The sequence below is a fragment of the Oleiagrimonas soli genome, assembly GCF_000761445.1.
Taxonomy (GTDB): domain Bacteria; phylum Pseudomonadota; class Gammaproteobacteria; order Xanthomonadales; family Rhodanobacteraceae; genus Oleiagrimonas; species Oleiagrimonas soli.
The window spans coordinates 322,837-340,739 of record NZ_KN196470.1 but is presented as its reverse complement, the minus strand read 5'-3'; the positions used below and the strand labels follow the sequence as shown (position 1 = coordinate 340,739).

At 68.3% G+C, this 17,903-nt stretch carries 13 protein-coding genes and 2 riboswitches; of the genes, 8 read left to right on the top strand and 5 right to left on the bottom strand.

The window, feature by feature from the left end:
• Nucleotides 1-53: 53 nt before the first annotated feature.
• A complete protein-coding gene (locus LF63_RS01455; RefSeq protein ID WP_043099138.1) occupies nt 54-1,307 on the bottom strand; it encodes an efflux RND transporter periplasmic adaptor subunit in 1,254 nt (417 codons plus the stop codon).
• 356 nt (nt 1,308-1,663) lie between these two features.
• On the opposite strand from LF63_RS01455, the gene LF63_RS01450 reads away from it, so the two are divergent.
• From LF63_RS01450 to zapE, 3 genes are all read left to right on the top strand, one after another.
• Nucleotides 1,664-2,185: a c-type cytochrome gene (locus LF63_RS01450; protein WP_043102859.1), complete on the top strand. Its 522-nt coding sequence runs from the start codon at nt 1,664-1,666 to the stop codon at nt 2,183-2,185.
• Nucleotides 2,186-2,416: 231 nt separating this feature from the next.
• Nucleotides 2,417-3,103 (top strand): alpha/beta hydrolase, encoded by a 687-nt coding sequence (locus tag LF63_RS01445; protein WP_043099136.1) that lies wholly within the window; start codon nt 2,417-2,419, stop codon nt 3,101-3,103.
• Nucleotides 3,096-4,247 (top strand): cell division protein ZapE, encoded by a 1,152-nt coding sequence (gene zapE / locus LF63_RS01440; protein ID WP_043099135.1) that lies wholly within the window; start codon nt 3,096-3,098, stop codon nt 4,245-4,247. The genes LF63_RS01445 and zapE overlap by 8 nt, the downstream gene beginning before the upstream one ends.
• A 7-nt stretch (nt 4,248-4,254) precedes the next feature.
• Here the strand turns inward: zapE and LF63_RS01435 are convergent, their stop codons facing one another.
• Nucleotides 4,255-4,926 carry a cupin domain-containing protein gene (locus LF63_RS01435; protein WP_081945036.1) on the bottom strand — a complete coding sequence of 224 codons (672 nt, stop codon included), beginning with the start codon at nt 4,924-4,926 and terminating at the stop codon, nt 4,255-4,257.
• Nucleotides 4,927-4,983: 57 nt separating this feature from the next.
• Complete coding sequence (gene btuB / locus LF63_RS01430; RefSeq protein ID WP_052394531.1) at nt 4,984-6,861, bottom strand: TonB-dependent vitamin B12 receptor; 1,878 nt, start codon at nt 6,859-6,861, stop codon at nt 4,984-4,986.
• Between the two features lie 157 nt (nt 6,862-7,018).
• Nucleotides 7,019-7,383: riboswitch (cobalamin riboswitch) on the bottom strand.
• 115 nt (nt 7,384-7,498) lie between these two features.
• Nucleotides 7,499-7,712: riboswitch (cobalamin riboswitch) on the top strand.
• Nucleotides 7,713-8,014: 302 nt separating this feature from the next.
• Here btuB and LF63_RS01420 point away from each other — a divergent pair.
• Complete coding sequence (locus LF63_RS01420) at nt 8,015-10,513, top strand: ribonucleoside-diphosphate reductase subunit alpha (protein ID WP_081945035.1); 2,499 nt, start codon at nt 8,015-8,017, stop codon at nt 10,511-10,513.
• 185 nt (nt 10,514-10,698) lie between these two features.
• Here the strand turns inward: LF63_RS01420 and LF63_RS01415 are convergent, their stop codons facing one another.
• Nucleotides 10,699-11,001, bottom strand: coding sequence for a GIY-YIG nuclease family protein (locus LF63_RS01415; RefSeq protein ID WP_043099131.1), 303 nt, complete (start codon nt 10,999-11,001; stop codon nt 10,699-10,701).
• Nucleotides 11,002-11,391: 390 nt separating this feature from the next.
• Here LF63_RS01415 and LF63_RS01410 point away from each other — a divergent pair, with 390 nt between their 5' ends.
• The 4 genes from LF63_RS01410 (at nt 11,392) to LF63_RS01395 (ending at nt 15,363) form a co-directional block, all read left to right on the top strand.
• The gene (locus tag LF63_RS01410; RefSeq protein WP_043099130.1) at nt 11,392-12,405 is read left to right on the top strand and encodes a ribonucleotide-diphosphate reductase subunit beta; all 1,014 of its coding nucleotides are present in this window, start codon (nt 11,392-11,394) and stop codon (nt 12,403-12,405) included.
• Between the two features lie 2 nt (nt 12,406-12,407).
• Complete coding sequence (locus LF63_RS01405) at nt 12,408-12,812, top strand: acyl-CoA thioesterase (protein WP_043099127.1); 405 nt, start codon at nt 12,408-12,410, stop codon at nt 12,810-12,812.
• Between the two features lie 147 nt (nt 12,813-12,959).
• Entirely contained in the window at nt 12,960-13,349 is a 390-nt protein-coding gene (locus tag LF63_RS01400; protein ID WP_043099125.1) for a BlaI/MecI/CopY family transcriptional regulator, read from the top strand.
• 1 nt (nt 13,350) lies between these two features.
• Nucleotides 13,351-15,363: a M56 family metallopeptidase gene (locus tag LF63_RS01395; RefSeq protein WP_043099123.1), complete on the top strand. Its 2,013-nt coding sequence runs from the start codon at nt 13,351-13,353 to the stop codon at nt 15,361-15,363.
• 117 nt (nt 15,364-15,480) lie between these two features.
• Here LF63_RS01395 and LF63_RS01390 read toward each other — a convergent pair whose 3' ends face one another.
• Nucleotides 15,481-17,862: a S9 family peptidase gene (locus LF63_RS01390; RefSeq protein ID WP_043099121.1), complete on the bottom strand. Its 2,382-nt coding sequence runs from the start codon at nt 17,860-17,862 to the stop codon at nt 15,481-15,483.
• Between the last annotated feature and the right edge of the window lie 41 nt (nt 17,863-17,903).

Genomic DNA, 17,903 nt, shown 5'->3' with positions numbered 1-17,903 from the left:
AATTCCTGCGGTTGGTGACGAAGTCATGTCCCTGAACGATGCGTGCGGTCGGATCAGTGCCGACGTCCGCGACGTCCGCCGTCCTGTGCCGCCTTCTTCATCTCCTCGGCGGACGGCGCCTTGGGCACCTCGCCCGGCTTGTAGGCCTGCACCTTGCGACCCGGCTTGAGGCGGAACTGGCCCTCGGTGACCACGCGCTCGCCCAGCTTCAGGCCGCTGCCGATCAGCGACTCGGTGTCGCTGGCCTCGCCCTCGACCTTGACTGCGCGCATCTGCACCTTGTCGTCCTTGTCGATCACGTACACGTAGTCGCCGTCCGGACCGCGCTGCACCGCCTGCGTCGGCACGACCAGGCCGTTCTTGACCGTGTTGGTCTGCATGCGCACGTTGACGAACTGGCCGGGCCAGAGCTCGTTGTGCGCATTGGCGAACTCCGCCTTCAGCTGGAAGGTGCCGGTGCTGGTGTCGATCTGGTTGTTGATGACCTTCAGCGTGCCGCCGCCGGCCACCACGTGACTGTCGACGCGGTCCAGCGCCGTCACCGGCAGCGCGCCCTGCGCCGCCTGCGCGCTGCGCACGCCGTCCAGGTCCTGCTCGGGCAGGGTGAACAGCACGTTGATCGGATGCACCTGGGTCAGTGTGACGATGGTGTCGCTGGTCGAAAGCACGTTGCCCGGATCGGCCTGGCGGATACCGGCCAGCCCGTCGATCGGCGAGGTGACGTCGGTGTAGTCCAGGTTGATCTTGGCGTCGCGGATGCTGGCGTTGTCGCCGGCCACCGCCGCTTCCAGCTGGTGCACGGTGTTGCGCTGGGTGTCCACATCCTGCTCGGTGACGAAGCCCTTGCTGATCAGGCCCTGGCTGCGCTTGAGATTGCTGCGCGCGGTCGCCAGCTGCGCCAGATCCTGGTTGCGGCGCGACACGGCCTGGTCATAGGTGGACTGGTAGGTGCGCGGATCGATCTTGGCGATGACCTGGCCCTTCTTGACCTCGTGGCCCTCGTCGAAGGTCAGCTTCAGCAGCTGGCCGCCGACCTGCGGACGCACGTTGACCGTGTTCAACGCCTGCACCGTGCCCAGCGCGGTCAGGTAGACCGGCACGTTCTTCTGCACCACCTGCACCGCGGTGACCGGCACCGGGGCGTTGTCGCCGTTCGCCGCATCCTTCGCGCTGTCACGCGACGCGGCGGCGCGACCGTTCTCGGCGCCCGTCGCGCCGTTCCCTGCGCGGTGATGGCACATCCTCAGACCGAGCAGGGCGAGGACGATGACGACAATGACGATCAGCGCGATTTTCCAACGCGACATGGAGTTGCTCCGTGATTGATTAGGTCCAGCACGCCCACCCGCCGCGCGCTGTTTGTGTCCGACCGTCACCCTGCGCCACCACCCCGGCGCCATCGGTTCCGGAATGGCCTCGGCGCGCGAAGCGAAGCGGCCTTGATGCCCATCTGTGGGCGTAGCATAGAAGGTCCTAAACGTTCTGTAACACTGCCAGTTGACACAGATGGGACATGACTGATGGCACAGCCTCGCGGCCGACCCGTCCTGGCTGCGCTTTTTCCGCCCCGTCCGGCCCGCTATACTCGCGACCTTTGCATGCGCTGAGCCGGCAGCTATCCGGCCGTATCCAACACATCGAGGAACGACGAGTGAGCGGTCCCATCAGCAAATCCGACCAGAGTTTTCTGCGTCAGTTCTCCATGGTCATCTTTTTCCTGGTGCTGGTTGCCCTGGTCCTGATCTTCCTGGCCTGGCACATCTACAGCGACGCACCGAAGGACGAAGTGCCGGGCGCGCGCCAGGTGACCGAGCAGCGCATCGCACCGGTCGGCGGCGTCTACGCCGGCAAATCCGGCTTCGCTGCCATGCAGGCCGCGCAGGAAGCCGCCGCCAAGGCCGCCGCCGCGCAGGTCGCCTACGGCGGCACCACCGACGGCAAGACCATCTACGGCCAGCTGTGCCACAGCTGTCACACCGCTGGCGTCGCCGGCGCGCCGAAGCTGGGCGACAAGGCCAACTGGGCGCCGCGCATCGCCCAAGGCATCGACACCCTGATCAAGCATGCCGAGCAAGGCTACACCGGCCCGGACGGCAACCACATGCCGGCCCGCGGCGGCAATCCGTCGCTGTCCGACGCGCAGGTCGCCGCCACCGTGAAGTGGATGGTCAGCCAGTCGAAGTGATCGCGGCACCGCGCGCCCGACGCGCCGCCGTGTATTGAAAATGCCGCCTACGGGCGGCATTTTCGTATCCGCGACCGACCCGTCGGCGAGGGCCACATGCCCCGCGCACAGGACCGATGGCCCTTGCCGAAGAGACCGCCCCCGGGTTATTCATCAACTTCAATCAATCACTTGCGAATGCCGACCGCGTATTCCGGTCCCAACGGAACCGGCCGCGGTTATGATGCCCCGATGACCGAAACCACCCTATCCCCCGCACCCGAGACCTTCCCGGACGCGGCCAGCACCTTCGCGCTTCGCGGCCCGGTCGGCCGGCTCGAAGTGGCCGTCGACCTGCCCGAGCAGGACGCGCGCCGCGGCGTGGCCATCATTTGCCACCCGCATCCGCAGCATGGCGGCACCATGCACAACAAGGTCGTGACCATGGTCGAGCGCAGCCTGCGCGAATCCGGCCTGGCCACGGTGCGCTTCAACTTCCGCGGCGTGGGCGCTTCCGAGGGCGTCTACGACGAAGGCAACGGCGAGGGCGACGACCTGGCCGCCGTGTTCGACTGGGTGCGCAGCCGCCGCACCGACGACGCGGTCTGGCTGGCCGGCTTCTCCTTCGGCAGCTATGTGGCCCTGCGCAACGCCGCGCGCCTGGGCGCCGACGCGCTCATCACCATCGCGCCGCCGGTCGGCCGCTGGGATTTCGAGGGCTTCGAGATGCCGGCCTGCCCGTGGCTGATCATCCAAGGCGAGGAAGACGAAGTGGTCGACCCCGACGCCGTGTTCGCCTGGGCCGAGAAGCTCAAGCCCGCGCCGCACGTGGTGCGCATGCCCGAAACCAGCCACTTCTTCCATCGCCGCCTGATGGACCTGCGCGGCGCGATCAAGAATGGCGTGCGCAGCTGGCTGCCGAGCGAGCGCGATGCCTGAGTCCGACCCGGCGCCGCACGCAGACGCCGATCACGCGATCCGCCCCAGCCAACGCTACCGCGAAGGCGTGGCGGCGCACCGCTGGGAAAGCGATCCCTCGCAGCAGAACGCACTGGTCGCCTTCGACCGACTGCACGACGCACTGTGCGCCGCTCCGCGCACCGACCGCGGCGTGCTCGGCCGCCTGCGTTCGCTGCTCGGCAGTGAAGCGCCGGAAGCCCCGGACGGCCTGTACCTGTGGGGCCGCGTCGGTCGCGGCAAGACCTTTCTGATGGACTTGTTCGTCGCCGGCCTGCCGCAAGGCGTGGCGTTGCGGCGGCATTTCCACCGCTTCATGCGCGAGGTCCACGAAGCCCTGCGCGAGCACGAAAAGCGTCAGCAGAGCGACCCGCTGCAACAGGTCGCCGCCGACCTCGCCGCACGCGCCCGCGTGCTGTGCCTGGACGAGTTCATCGTCGACGACATCGGCGACGCCATGATTCTCGGCGGCCTCCTGCGCGGCCTGTTCGCGCGCGGGGTGGCGCTGGTCACCACCTCCAACACCGCGCCGGCGAACCTCTACGCCGACGGCTTGCAGCGCGCGCGCTTCGTGCCCGCCATCCGTCAGATCGAGCAGCATTGCCAGGTGCTGGAGATGACCTCGGGCCACGACTGGCGCCTGCGCGCGCTGGAACAGGCGCCGATCTACCAGACCCCGCCCGGTTCCGAGGCCAGCCACGTGCTGCAGCGGATCTTCGCCGACTACGCCGAGGGCGACGTCGCCGAGGGCGGCGAACTGCGCATCAACGATCGCCCGATCGCCGTGCAGCGCCATGCCGACAACATCGCCTGGTTCGACTTCGACGCGCTGTGCGACGGTCCGCGCGGCAACGACGACTACATCGAGCTGGCGCGGCGCTTTCCCGCCGTGGTCATCGGCAACGTGCCGATCTTCGGCGTCTACAACAACGATCCGGCGCGGCGCTTCATCCATCTGGTCGACGAGTTCTACGACCGCCACGTGAAGCTGGTGCTGTCGGCCGCCGCGCCGATCATCGACCTGTACGAAGGCGACCGCCTGCGCGCCGAGTTCGCGCGCACCGAATCGCGCCTGATCGAGATGCAGAGCCAGGACTACCTGGCGCTACCGCACCGCCCCGACTGACGCGCGTTCAGCGCAGATGGCCGGTCTTCACGAAGAGCGTGCAACCCGCATCGCTGGACACCGTCTGCCGCGTCCCGCACGGCAGACGCAGCCAGGTGCCGGCCGCATAGACGCCTTCGTCGTCGCGCAGCGCGCCGTCCAGCACCAGCCATTCGCCACCGCCCGCATAGCGGTGCGTCGGCACACGCGTGCCCGGTGCCAACCGCGCCAGCGCCGCGCGTTCGCCGCGAAAGCCGCCCAGCGGCATGATCCGCAGCCCGCACACCGCACTCGTGCGCCACGCTCGTTCGGCCGTGTCGACGACCACGCGCTCGCGTTCCTGTGGATGCATGTGCCGCAGCTTGACGAAGATCGTGCAGCCTTCGTCGGTGCGCGGCGCATGGCGCGAACCGGGCGGATTGCGCAGGTAGGTGCCGGGCGGATAGTCGCCGAACTCGTCGCCGAAGGTGCCCTCCAGCACCAGAATCTCTTCGCCGCGCGGATGCGCATGCGAAGGGAAGCGCGAGTCGGGCGCGTAACGCACCAGCGAGGTGGCGCGCGCGGCCTCGGCGCCGTCGCGCTCGATCATGCGCCGCTCGACGCCCGCCGCGGGCGAAGGCGTCCACGGCAGCGCATAGGCGTCCACGCAGGCGCGCAGATCGAGATCGGCATGCAACTGCAGGGGCGCGGTGACGGTCATGGTCCCACTATCGACGCGGTTGCGACGCCGATCAAGCGTCGCAACCGCGCTCCGGAGTCAGCGCGAAGGCGTGTAGCGCAGCGTCAGGTACGCCGTGCGGCCGGGCTGATTGAAATAGTAGACCGTCTCGTAATCACGATTCAGCGCATTGGCCAGCCGCGCCTGCAACTGCCAGCGCGGGCGGAACTGCCAGCTGGCGCGCAGATCGACCGTGGTGTAGCCGCCCAGGCGGTGCAGATTGGCCGCGTCGTCGTAGCGGTGACCGTAGGCCGACACCGTGGTCCCGACCGAGAACGCCCCGATCTCGCGGTCCAGGTCGATGCGCGCGCTGCGTCCGGCGCGGCGCGGCAGCCAGTGACCATCGTTGGGGCCGCCGTCGCGATTCTCCGGTTGCAGCCAGGTCGCGTAGCCGGCCACGCGCCAGGCGCCGACGTCGCCGCCGACCTGCGCCTCGGCGCCGCGGATGCGCGCACGGCTGATGTTGCCCGGCGTGAAGTTGCTGTCCAGCGCGATCAGGTCGCGGATGCTGTTGCGGTAGGCATCCACGCGCCAGTGCCAATGCGTGCGCACCGCGCCCAGGCCCAGTTCGAGGTTGCGCGACTGCTCCGGTTTCAGGTGCGGATCGGCGCTCGGCGGAAAGCCCGGATATGACGGGTAGTACAGGTCATTGAAGGTCGGCGCGTGGAACGCCGTGCCATACGACGCCGTCAGCAGCAGACCGCCGTCGAAGTGGTAGCCCCAGGCCAGCGCGCCGGTGTTGTGATTGCCGAACTGCTGGTTGTGGTCGCGCCGGCCGCTGATCTGCACTTCGTTGGCGCCGAAGCTTGCCTGGTACTGCGCGTAGGCGCCGACGTCCTCGCGCGCGCTGCGCAGGTAGGCGGTGTCGCTGTCGATGTGCTCGTGCTGATCGTCGAGGCCGAGGGTCAACAGCTGGCCGTGGCCGAGCGCGATGTCGTTCTGCCAGCCGAACTGGTTGCGCCGCGAGTCGCCGTAGCCGACGAAGGTGCCGTCCTTGTAGTTGCTGGCCTTGTCCAGGTTCTGGCCCGCGGTCAGCGTGACCGTCCAGGCGGCGGTCGGCTGCAGACGCAGGCGCGCGCCGGCGACCTGCTGCACGTGGCGGCTCTGGTTCTGGAAGCTGCCGTCGTACTCGACGTAGCTCTTGTTGCGCAGGACGTTGCCGGCCAGCTCGGTGCCGTCGTCCCAGCGGTAACCGGCGTTCAACAGGCCGTTCCAGGCGCGGTAGCCGTCGGCGTCCGGCTCGTTGGTGAAGCAGCCGGCGAACACGGTGCCGGCGCCTTGCTTGCAGCTGTTGATGCCGCGCGTGTAGGTGCCGCCGACGCTGAGGTTGTACCAGGCGTGCCGGGTGCCGCCGGACAGACCGACCTGGCCGTCGCGGTAACCGCGCCCGCCGCCGGTAAGACGCAGCGACGGCGTGATGCCCTCGCCGGCATGCCCGTGACGGGTGAAGATCTGGATCACGCCGCCGATGGCGTCGGCGCCGTACAGCGACGAACGCGGGCCGCGCACGACCTCGATGCGCTCGATCTGATCGACCGGAATCTGCTCGAACGCGGCCAGCCCGGCGCTGACCGAACCGATGCGCACGCCGTCGATCAGCACCAGCGTGTGGGTCGAGCTGGTGCCGCGCAGGAACAGCGACGTCTGCTGGCCGATGCCGCCAGAATTGGCCAGACTCACGCCCGGCAGGCCTTCCAGCAGCCCGACCAGCGAGGTCGGTTGCAGGCGCGCGATGTCGTCGCGGGTGAGCACGGTGACCGGCGCCAGGGTGTCGTCCAGCGACACGTCGGTGCGGGTGGCGGTGACCACCACCGGCTTCAGATCGGTGGACGCCGGCGTCGGCGCCGCGACCGCGGCGGTGGATACCGCCAGAAAGGACAGGAGCGCGAGCGGTGCGCCCGGAACCTTGGTGTACATGCAACGTCTCCTCGCCGTGCGCCCCGCGCGACGGCATGGTGCGGGTAAAGGCGGCGCATGGAAGAGGACACGGACGGACGCGAAAACCCGAAGGCGGGCGCGGCTCGATCCGCCTCGCCCTCCGCGAAGCCACCGGACAATGCGCCGCGGCGCATGCCGCAGTCGCACGTATCGGGCCGGTCTCCGGGCTTGCGGCGGATCCTCCTCGTTCGGATCCGGCGTGACCGCCTTCCCATGCCAGGAACCTAGTCGTTCCCATGCGGCCGTCGTCCCGGCGCAAACCGGAGACCCGCGCGTCTGCAACATCGCGCAGGCAGACGCTGGATTCCTGCTTGCGCAGAAATGACGCCGCAGGGGTCGGACGAAGACCCTGCAGGCACAGTGGCGGAAGGCCACGCCGCCGGCATCCGTCGATGCCGGCACACACTCACCGTTGCGGGGGCAGCGCCGGATTCACACCGGCTTCCCGTTTCATCCCGCGTCGCGAACACGCCGCAGGACACCCGAAACGAGGGCGCAGCGTAGCGCCCGCACGCGCCGCGCACAAGCGCCGCGCGGCACCCGTCATGCGCCGAAGCGACAACTGCCTGATTTGCGAAGCATCTCCATATTTCGCGTTGACCACACCAGAAAAACACCATATCTTGGGTTCGTCGGTGTTCGCCTCGCGGCGGACACAATAGGGAATCCGGTGCAAATCCGGAGCTGCCCCGCAGCGGTAAGCGGTATCGAACGCCTTGATGGGATCACTCCCACGCACTGGGTCGCTGTACCCGGGAAGCGAAGGCCAGTAGGTGAGTCGCACGACTCGAGCCGCAAGCCCGAAGACCTGCCGACACGCCAGGCCGTCCGGCCGTCGCAGTCCGTGAGATGCGAGGGACCGAACCTTGGGCCTGTCGACCCATGCGAAGTGGGCGCCCCGACCGGGCATCGCCTTTCGCATGGGGCGACGCGTCCTTGCAAGCTGCCTGGTGCGGGTGACCGCTTCCGCGGGGAGGCGCGTCGCTGAAGGGACCGGTCCGCCGGTCCGTTGGCGAGCGCGATCCGCATGGCGACACCCTCAGGCCCTGCGCGAGGGAGCAGGCGTTTGAGTCACGGACCCGTCGCGCTATCCCAGATCGGCGCGGCGGGTCCACCCATCCGGAGGTCCACCATGGATCCGCTCGACACCCTGCCGGAAACGGCTTCAACGCCCGTGGACGCGGCGTCTACCGACGCGTCCGTCGCACCCGCATCTTCGCCGTCCACCGCCGCGCGCGGCACGGACGAACCCTTTCACCTGACGCCGGCGCACAACGCTTCGCAGATGCACGTCGCCAAACGCAACGGCGCGCGCGAACCGGTCGACGTCAACAAGATCGTGCGCGCCGTGCAGCGTTGCAGCGACGGCCTGCACGCCGTCGACCCGATGCGCGTGGCGCACAAGACCATCGGCGGCCTGTACGACGGCGCCAGCACCCGCGAGCTGGACGAGCTGTCGATCCGCACCGCCGCCGCGCTGACCGCCGAGGAACCCGAATACGGCCAGCTCGCCGCGCGCCTGCTGGCCGCCACCATCGACAAGGAAGTGCGCGGCCAGGACATCCAGTCGTTCTCGCAGTCGGTCGCGCGCGGCGCCGAACTGGGCCTGATCAACGAACGCCTGCAGACCTTCGTCGCCGCCAACGCGCGCAAGCTCGACGACGCCATCGACCACGACGCCACGCGCCGCTTCGAGTACTTCGGCCTGCGCACCGTCTACGACCGCTACCTGCTGCGCCACCCCGAGGCGCGCCACGTGATCGAGAGCCCGCCGTACTTCTTCATGCGCATCGCCTGCGCGCTGGGCGGCGGCGACATGGGCGAGACGCTGGCGCTGTACGGCCTGTTCTCTTCGCTCGACTACATCCCCAGCTCGCCGACGCTGTTCAACGCCGGCACGCGGCACGAGCAGCTTTCCTCGTGCTTCCTGCTCGACTCGCCCGAAGACACGCTGGAAGCGATCTACGACAAGTACGCCGACGTCGCCAAGCTGTCCAAGTTCGCCGGCGGCATCGGCCTGGCCTACTCGCGCATCCGCTCGCGCGGTTCGCTGATCCGCGGCACCAACGGCCATTCCAACGGCCTGGTGCCGTGGCTGAAGACCCTCGACGCCTCGGTCGCCGCGGTCAACCAGGGCGGCCGCCGCAAGGGCGCGGCCTGCGTGTACCTGGAACCGTGGCACGCCGACATCGAGGAATTCCTCGAACTGCGCGACAACACCGGCGACGACGCCCGCCGCACGCACAACCTCAATCTCGCCAACTGGATCTGCGACGAATTCATGCGCCGCGTCGAGGCCGGCGCGGACTGGTCGCTGTTCGATCCCAAGACCGTGCCGCAGCTGGTCGACCTGCACGGCGAGGCTTTCGACGCCGCCTACCGCCAGGCCGAAGCCGACGGTCTGGCCGTGCGCACCCTGCCCGCGCGCGAGCTGTACACGCGCATGCTGCGTACGCTGGCACAGACCGGCAATGGCTGGATGACCTTCAAGGATCGCGCCAACGCCACTTGCAACCAGACCGCGGTGGCCGGCAACACGGTACACCTGTCCAACCTGTGCACCGAGATTCTGGAAGTCACCTCGAAGGACGAAACCGCGGTGTGCAACCTCGGCTCGATCAACCTGTCGCGCCACCTCGCGCGCGAGGCCGAGGGTCGCTGGTCGTTCGACTTCGACAAGCTGGCCGACACCGTGCGCCTGGCCGTGCGCCAGCTCGACCGCGTGATCGACCTGAACTTCTATCCGATCGCCACGGCGCGCGCGGCCAACATGAAATGGCGTCCGGTCGGCCTGGGCGTGATGGGCCTGCAGGACGTGTTCTTCCGCCTGCGCCTGCCCTTCGACAGCGACGAGGCCCGCGCGCTGTCGGCGCGCATCGCCGAGGACATCTATTTCCACGCCTTGGACACCTCCAGCGAACTGGCCGCCGAACACGGCGCACACCCGGCCTTCACCGACACTCGCGCCGCGCGCGGCCAGCTGCAGTTCGATCACTGGACGGACGCCGCGCCGCACGACGCCGAACGCTGGAACGATCTGCGCGAGACGATCCGCAACACCGGTCTGCGCAACTCGCTGCTGATCGCCATCGCGCCGACCGCCACCATCGCCTCGATCTGCGGCTGCTACGAGTGCATCGAGCCGCAGGTATCCAACCTGTTCAAGCGCGAGACGCTGTCCGGCGACTTCGTGGTGGTCAACCGGCATCTGGTCGAGGAACTGAAGGCGCTGGGCCTGTGGACCGCCGAAGTGCGCGACGCCATCAAGCGCGCCGAGGGTTCCATCCAGGGCATCGCGGCCATTCCCGAGCCGCTGCGCCGCATCTACCGCACCGCCTGGGAGCTGCCGCAGAAAGCGCTGATCGACCACGCCGCCGCGCGTGGCGCCTACATCGACCAGAGCCAGTCGCTGAACCTGTTCATGGAGAACCCCAACATCGGCCAGCTTTCGTCGATGTACATGTACGCCTGGAAAGCCGGCATCAAGACCACCTACTACCTGCGCTCGCGCCCGGCCACGCGCATCGCGCAGACCACCGTCGGCCACGCCGCCGCGCAGGCGACGCCGGACGACGGCGCCGCCGTGGTCTGCTCGCTGGAAAACCCGGAGTACTGCGAGGCCTGCCAGTGATGCATACGCTCGCCAAACAGGGGCCACGCCGGCTGACGCAATCCACCGCGTCGGCCCAATCCTGCAAGTCACTGGGCCCCGGCTTTCGCCGGGATGACAGGATAGGCGGCATGGCGCAATCTTCACGGTCGTCATCCCGGCGAAAGCCGGGACCCAGTGACTCACGACTCACCCAACGACCGTCCTCACAATCTGCTGACAAGATCGGGATACAGATCGCGCCAATACGGATTGGTCTCCTCGATCAATTGCAGCTTCCATGCCCGCTTCCAGTTCTTCAGCGTCTTTTCGCGCGCAATCGCGGACTCCATCGTTGCGTGCGACTCGAACCAGACCAGCCGATGCACGCGATAGTGGCGGGTGAAGCCGGCGACGAGATCGTTGCGGTGCTGCCATACGCGGTCTGGAAGATCCGTGGTCACGCCGATGTAAAGCGTGCCGTTGCGGCGACTGGCGAGCATGTAGACACAGGGTTCGCGGGAACGCATGGCAAAAGGTCCTGCGGCAATCGCTGGGCGTATGCGGACGGATTGCAGTCACTAGGTCCCGGCGTGCGCCGGGATGACGGTCTCGTGAGGCCCGCTGCTCCAAAAACCTTCTCGGCCTCATGCAGATAAAGCGTGCACCACCCGCCAATCACGAAACCGTCAGCGTACGCCCCGACACGGTGTAGGCACTCCCTACCTCGTCATCCCGGCGCACGCCGGGACCCAGTGACTCGCTTGCATCAGATCCACCCCTTCGTAGCCATGGACGAACCCGCCGCACGGATGCGGCATCACGGACGACCCTGAGGCACGGATGCGCATGGACGATACCGGCCGCATGGACGCGGCACCCGCCTCGGGCCGACCGACACGCACGCACAAGGAATGCCCATGAACGCTTCATCCCGCCTGCTCGATCCCGGCTTCGCGCTGACCCTGCGGCCGATGCGCTACCCGCAGTTCTACGAGATGTACCGCGCCGCGATCCGCAACACCTGGACCGTCGAGGAAGTCGACTTCGGCATGGACACCGCCGATCTCAAGCAGAAGATGAGCGATGCCGACCGCCATCTGGTCGAGCGCCTGATCGCCTTCTTCGCCACCGGCGACACCATCGTCTCCAACAACCTCGTGCTGAATCTGTACCAGCACATCAACGCGCCCGAAGCGCGCATGTTCCTGTCGCGGCAGCTGTACGAGGAAGCGCTGCACGTGCAGTTCTACCTGACCCTGCTCGACACCTACCTGCCCGACCCCGAGGCGCGCCACAAGGCGTTCGCCGCCATCGAGACCATTGCGTCGATCCGCGCCAAGGGCGACTTCTGCTTCAAGTGGATGGATTCGGTGCAGCAACTGGACCGCCTGGAAACGCGCGAACACCGCCGCCAGTTCCTGCTCAACCTGATCTGCTTCGCCGCCTGCATCGAGGGCCTGTTCTTCTTCGCCGCCTTCGCCTACGTCTACCACTTCCGCGCGCGCGGCCTGCTGCATGGCCTGGCCGGCGGCACCAACTGGGTGTTCCGCGACGAATCGGGTCACATGGCCTTCGCCTTCGCCGTGATCGAGCAGGTGCGCACCGAGGAGCCGGACCTGTTCGACGAGACCATGCAAGCCGACGTCGAAACCATGCTGGAAGAGGCCATCACCTGCGAGACGCAATTCGCCGAGGACGTGCTCGCCGGCGGCGTCGCCGGCCTGTCGCTGAAGGACATGCGCCAGTACCTCGAGTACGTCGCCGACCAGCGCCTGCGCCAGCTCGGCATGACGCCGAAGTACGGGGTCGCCAATCCGTTCGACTTCATGGATCTGCAGGACGTGCAGGAAGTGACCAACTTCTTCGAGCGACGCGTGTCGGCCTACCAGGTCGGCGTCGAGGGCGAAGTCGCCTTCGACATGGCGTTCTGAGCATGGCCGGAACCGACGCGAACGCAGCGCCGCGCGAGGCGGTGCTGATGGAGATGGTGTTCCCGCACCACACCAACCACCTCGGGACGCTGTTCGGCGGCCAGGCGCTGGCGTGGATGGACAAGGCCGCCTTCATCGCCGCCTCGCGCTACGCGCGCCGGACCGTGGTCACCGGCCGTTCCGAGCAGGCCGACTTCCACGTGCCGGTGCGCCAGGGCCAGCTGGTCGAACTGCGCGCGCACGTCGCCGACGTCGGCCGCAGCTCGATGCGGGTCGAGGTGACGCTGACCGCCGAGGACCTGCTCAGCGGCGACCGCCGCGTATGCACGCAGGCGCGCTTCGTGATGATCGCGCTGGACGCGCACGGCTCGCCGACGACTGTCGCCGGGCTTCCCGACGCGCGCTGAGCGCGGCATCGATCCGCGCGCAAGGAGTCAACGAACGACAGTCCGCGCGCCGTGCGGAGCGTCGCACGACGCATGTCCGAAGACACTTGACTACACGTGTAGGCAGGCGTAGTTTGCCTACACGTGTAGTCACACAGGATTTCCGGCATGCCTCGCACCCGCCCCTCCATCGGCGACAAGGAACTGGCGCTGCTGCGCCATCTGGCCGCGCACGAGAACGCCAGTGTCGGCGAAGTCGCCGCCGCCTTCGGCGAATCGAGCGGTCTGGCGCGCTCGACCGTGCTGACGATGATGGAACGCCTGCGCGCCAAGGGCTATCTGCGTCGTCGTCGCAGCGACGGCGTGTACCGCTACAGCACCGCCACCGCACCGGGCGATGCCGTGCGCAACGCCGTCGGTCAGTTCGTGGAGAAGACGCTGAGCGGCTCGGTCTCGCCGTTCGTGGCCTGGCTCGCCGAGCGCGGCGAAGTCAGCGACGAGGAACTGGACGAACTCAAGGCGCTGGTGGCCCAGCTGCAGACGCGGCAGGAGTCCTGACATGCATCTCCACGACCTGCTCGACACCCTGTTCACGCGCCTGGTCTGGACCTCCGCGCAAGCCGTACTACTGATCGCCCTGGTCGCGGCGCTGATCCGCTTGGCGCCGCGCCTGTCCGCCGCCCTGCGCTGCATGCTGTGGTGGCTGGTGGGCGCGCAGTTGTTGATCGGTCTGTGCTGGCCCGCGCCGCTGTCGCTGCGCCTGTTGCCTGCAGCCGCGCCAACGGCCACGACGACCATGACGCCGTCCACGCCGGACCTGTCGCTCGCCGCGGATGCCGCCGCCACGAGCGCGAACACGTACGCCCCGCGGCCCGTCGACACGACCGCCGCCAACGCGACCGCAACGCCTCCGTCACACCCCCTGCCCATCTCCACGCCGACCGCGCTGCTCGCCCTGTGGCTGGCGGGCCTGCTGCTGCAGAGCGCGTGGGCGATCCGTCACGGACGCCGCAGCCGACGCCTGCTGGCGACCTCCACGCCGTGCCGCGACACCGCGCTCGAAGCGCAATGCCGCGCGCAGGCGCAGCGCCTCGGCCTGCGCCGCGCACCCGCGCTGCGGATGTCGTGCGACATCGACTCACCGCACGTCACCGGCCTGCGCCGACCGGTCATCCTGCTGCCCGCCGATGCAGGCTTCAGCCCCGCGGAAGCCGCGATGGCCGTCGCCCATGAACTGGCGCATCTGCGTCGCGGCGACCTCTGGCTGGGCTGGATTCCGGCGCTGGCGCAACGCCTGTTCTTCTTCCACCCCCTGGCCACTCGGGCGATGCGCGAGTACGCGCTGTGCCGCGAGGCGGCCTGCGACGCGCTGGTGCTGCAACAGGCCGGCGTCGCCGCCGGCGCCTACGGCCAGCTGCTGCTGCGCATGGGCGTGTCAGCGCCTATGCATCCCGGCCTGGCCGGGGCTTCTCCCACGTTCCGCATCCTCAAGAGGCGACTGACCATGTTGCAACAGCCTTCCGACACGCCGCGCGGCGTCACGTTCTGGCTTCCGGTTCTGCTGGTGGCGCTGGCCGGCGTGCTGCCGTGGCGCGTGACGGCGCGACCGACGACCGACACGCCGGCCGCCAGCCATACCCAGGCCCGGCCGAGCGCCGCGACGAAACCTTCCGCGTATGTGCACGCCACGGCCCATGCCGATGCACATGCCGTCAGCGGCCGGCATATCCACATCGATACCGATACCCACGATCACGCCCGCGACGGCTTCGCCCTCATCGACCGCGATTCCATGATCGTGCAGGGCGCGGGCGTCGATCTCGACCACGCCCGCAGCCTGCACGACTCGCACGACTCGGCGCTGTGGGTCCGCCGCGGCGGCAAGGCCTGGGTGATCCACGATCCGGCCACGCTGAAGGCCGCGCGCGATGCCTATGCGCCGGTCGTGGCACTGTCGCGCGAACAGGGCCGCCTGGCCGGCAAGCAGGGCGAACTGGCGGGGCGTCAGGCCGGACTCGCCAGCCAACAGGCCGCCGCGGCCTCGCATCGGGCGGACCTGGCCGGACATCAGGCCGATCTGGCTGCACGCCGTGCCGCAAGAGTTGCCCGGGAAGCCGCGCGCCGATCGTCCGAACAGGCCGAACTGCAAGCGCGACGCGCAGCCCTGGACGCCGAGCGGGCATCGCTGCAGGCCAGCCCGGCTACGGCGGATGCCTCGATGGCCGAACACGCCCGCCGCATCGCCGAACTGGATGCGCAGCGCAAGGCGTTGGACACCGAGCAAGTGGCGCGCGACAAGGCCGCCCGGCAGGCCGACCAGAAAGCCATGCAGGCCGAACGCGCCGAACTGCAACGCGAGCGCGCCCACATGCAGAAGAGCGACGCGCCATCGCAGGCTCGCATCCAGGCCCGTCAGCACGAACTCGCCGAACAGCAGAAGGATCTCGGCACGCAGCAGCGCGCCCTGTCCGAACGCCAGAAAGCGGCCACCGCCGAGGCGCAGCAACGCGTGCAGAAGCTGCTGGACCAGGCCATCGCCCGCGGCATCGCCAAGCCCGTGCAGATGGATTGATCCGCGCCACGCGCGTCGCGGCGCATCCCCCCGGATGCGCCGCCCGATGCACCGATGCAAAAAAAAAGGCCTGCCCGGACACCCGGCAGGCCTTTGTCGTGAAGTGCGGCGCGTGCGTCAGTGGTGACGCATCTTCATCATCCACGCCGGCAGCTGGAACTGGAACGCGGCCGGCGGCGTGTCGCCGGCGAGGTGCTTCACGAAGTAGTCCCAGCGACGACGCGTGGCGTACATAGTGCCGGTCAGCCCGTAGCCGTGATGCACGTTCGGGATGATCAGCATGTCGAAGTTCTTGTTGGCCTTGATCAGCGCATCGACCACCAGCAGCGTCTCGCCAGTCGGCACGTTGTCGTCGATCGAACCGTGCACCAGCATCAGGCGGCCCTTGAGGTTCTTGGCGATGTCCTGATTGGCCTGGTTATCGTAGTTGGTGGTGCCGTCGGCGTTCTTCACCAGCAGGCCCTGATACTTCTCACCCCAGTCGTTCTCGTAGTTGCGGTTGTCGTGGTTGCCGCTCTCGGCCCAGCCGACCTTGAAGAAGTCCGGGTAGCGGAACAGCGCGTCCGCGGTGGCGTTGCCGCCGCCGGAATGACCCCAGATGCCGACGCGGCCGATGTCGATCCACGGATAGCGCTTGGCCAGTTCCTTGATGCCGGCCACCTGGTCGGGCAACGTGTTGTCGCCCATATCGCCGTACCACGTGGTGTGGAAGGACTTCGAGCGCCACGGCGTGCCCATGCCGTCCAGCGCGATCACCACGAAACCGAGATCGGCCAGCGCCTGATTGTCGCCGCGCGAAGCCAGGAAGCTGCGACCGCGCACCGAGCCGGTCTGCGGACCCGGGTAGATGTAATCGATGATCGGGTACTTCTTGTGCGGATCGAAGTGAGCCGGCTTGAACATCATGCCGTACAGCGTGGTCTTGCCGTCGCGCGCCTTCACCGTGAACGGCACCGGCGGCACCCAGCCCGCGGCCTTCAGGCGCGAGATGTCGGTCTTCGCCAGGGTGGCGATGACATGGCCGTCGGCGGACGAACGCAGCACCGTCACCGGCGGCGTGGTCGGCGTCGAGTAGCTGTCGACGAAGTAGGTGCCGTCCTTGGACATGGTGATGTCGTGGTCGGCGTCCTCCGGCGTCAGCAGCACCGGCTTGCCGCCGTCCAGACCGACCTTCCAGAACTGGCGGTAGTACGGGTTCACGCCCGGCGTGCGACCGACGCCGACGAACCACAGCTCGCGCGCCTTGCGGTCCACGTGACGCACCTGGGTGACGTTGCCCTCGCCCGTGGTGATGGCGTGCAGTTCCTTGCCGGTCTTCAGCGAGCGCAGGTACAGGTTGCCCCAGTCGGTGCGCTCGGAGAACCAGATGGCCTGGTCGCTGGCCGGCAGGTACTGCCAGTTCACCATGCCGTGGCCGCTCTCGTAGAAGGTGGTGACCGAATCCTCGAACACGGTGCGCACGTCGCCGTTGGCGGCGTTCACCACGTGGTACCACTCGTGATGGCGGTCGCGCGAGGTGGTGACGATGGCGAAGCTCTTGCCGTCCGGCGCCCACTTCACGTCGTCCCAGGTGCCGTCGCGGTCACAGTCGATGTCGTCGCACAGGCTCGACAGGCGCTGCTGCGGCTTCATCTTCACGCGGGTGACGGTGTGCGTGTCGACGTCGATCACCACCGGCTCGATCATGAACACGTGCTTGTCGCCCGGCAGCGGGTATTTCCAGGCTTCCAGCTTGGGATGACCGACCTGCGTGCGCAGGGTGTACATGTCGCCGACCTGGCGCTGGTCCTGCTGGTAGGTGACGACGTGGGTCGAATCCGGCGACCAGCGCACGATGGCGCCGTCCGAATGCAGCCAGCCGGCGTTGTCGGTGGCGTAGCCGAAGTTCTTCACGCCGTCGGTGGTCAGCGGGAATTCATCGCCGCTCTTCAGGTCGCGCACCCACAGGTTCCAGCGGCGCACGAACACTTCCTTGGTGCCGTCCGGCGACAGCACGCCGGGCTCGTCGCGGCTCGGGGACATCTTGTCGCGCGAGGCGGCGCTGCGCACCGCGCGGCCCTTCACGCACGCGCCCTTGGCGCCGAGATCGCAGGTGTACCAGCCGCCCAGCGCGGACACCTGCAGGCGGCCGTCTTCGCCGAAGCTCCAGTCGCGCACCGGCAGATGTTCGGCGTCGACCGGCTTGCCGGACACCGCCGCCAGACGCGCGGCCAGCACGGCCGGATCGAAGGCGACGCGGGCCTTGCCGGTCGCCGCGTCCATGCGCAGGTAGGCGGTCTTGCCGTCGGTCTGCTCCTGGTAGCCGACCTCGTGGTCGTTCAACCAGTGGATGCCGCCGACGTCGTGGTCGATCAGCGGGCTGGTGTTCATCGACAGTGCCTGCGCGGCCTGCGCGTAATCCTTGGCGGTCAGAGTCCGACCCTGGGCGGCGACGGCCGTGCAGGCCAGCGCCAGGCCGAGGCCGAGCAGCGTTCGGGAGGTACGGTTCAACGAATGCATGAGGTTCCCCATGGTCAAACTGCGGACGCAGCGCAAGCGAC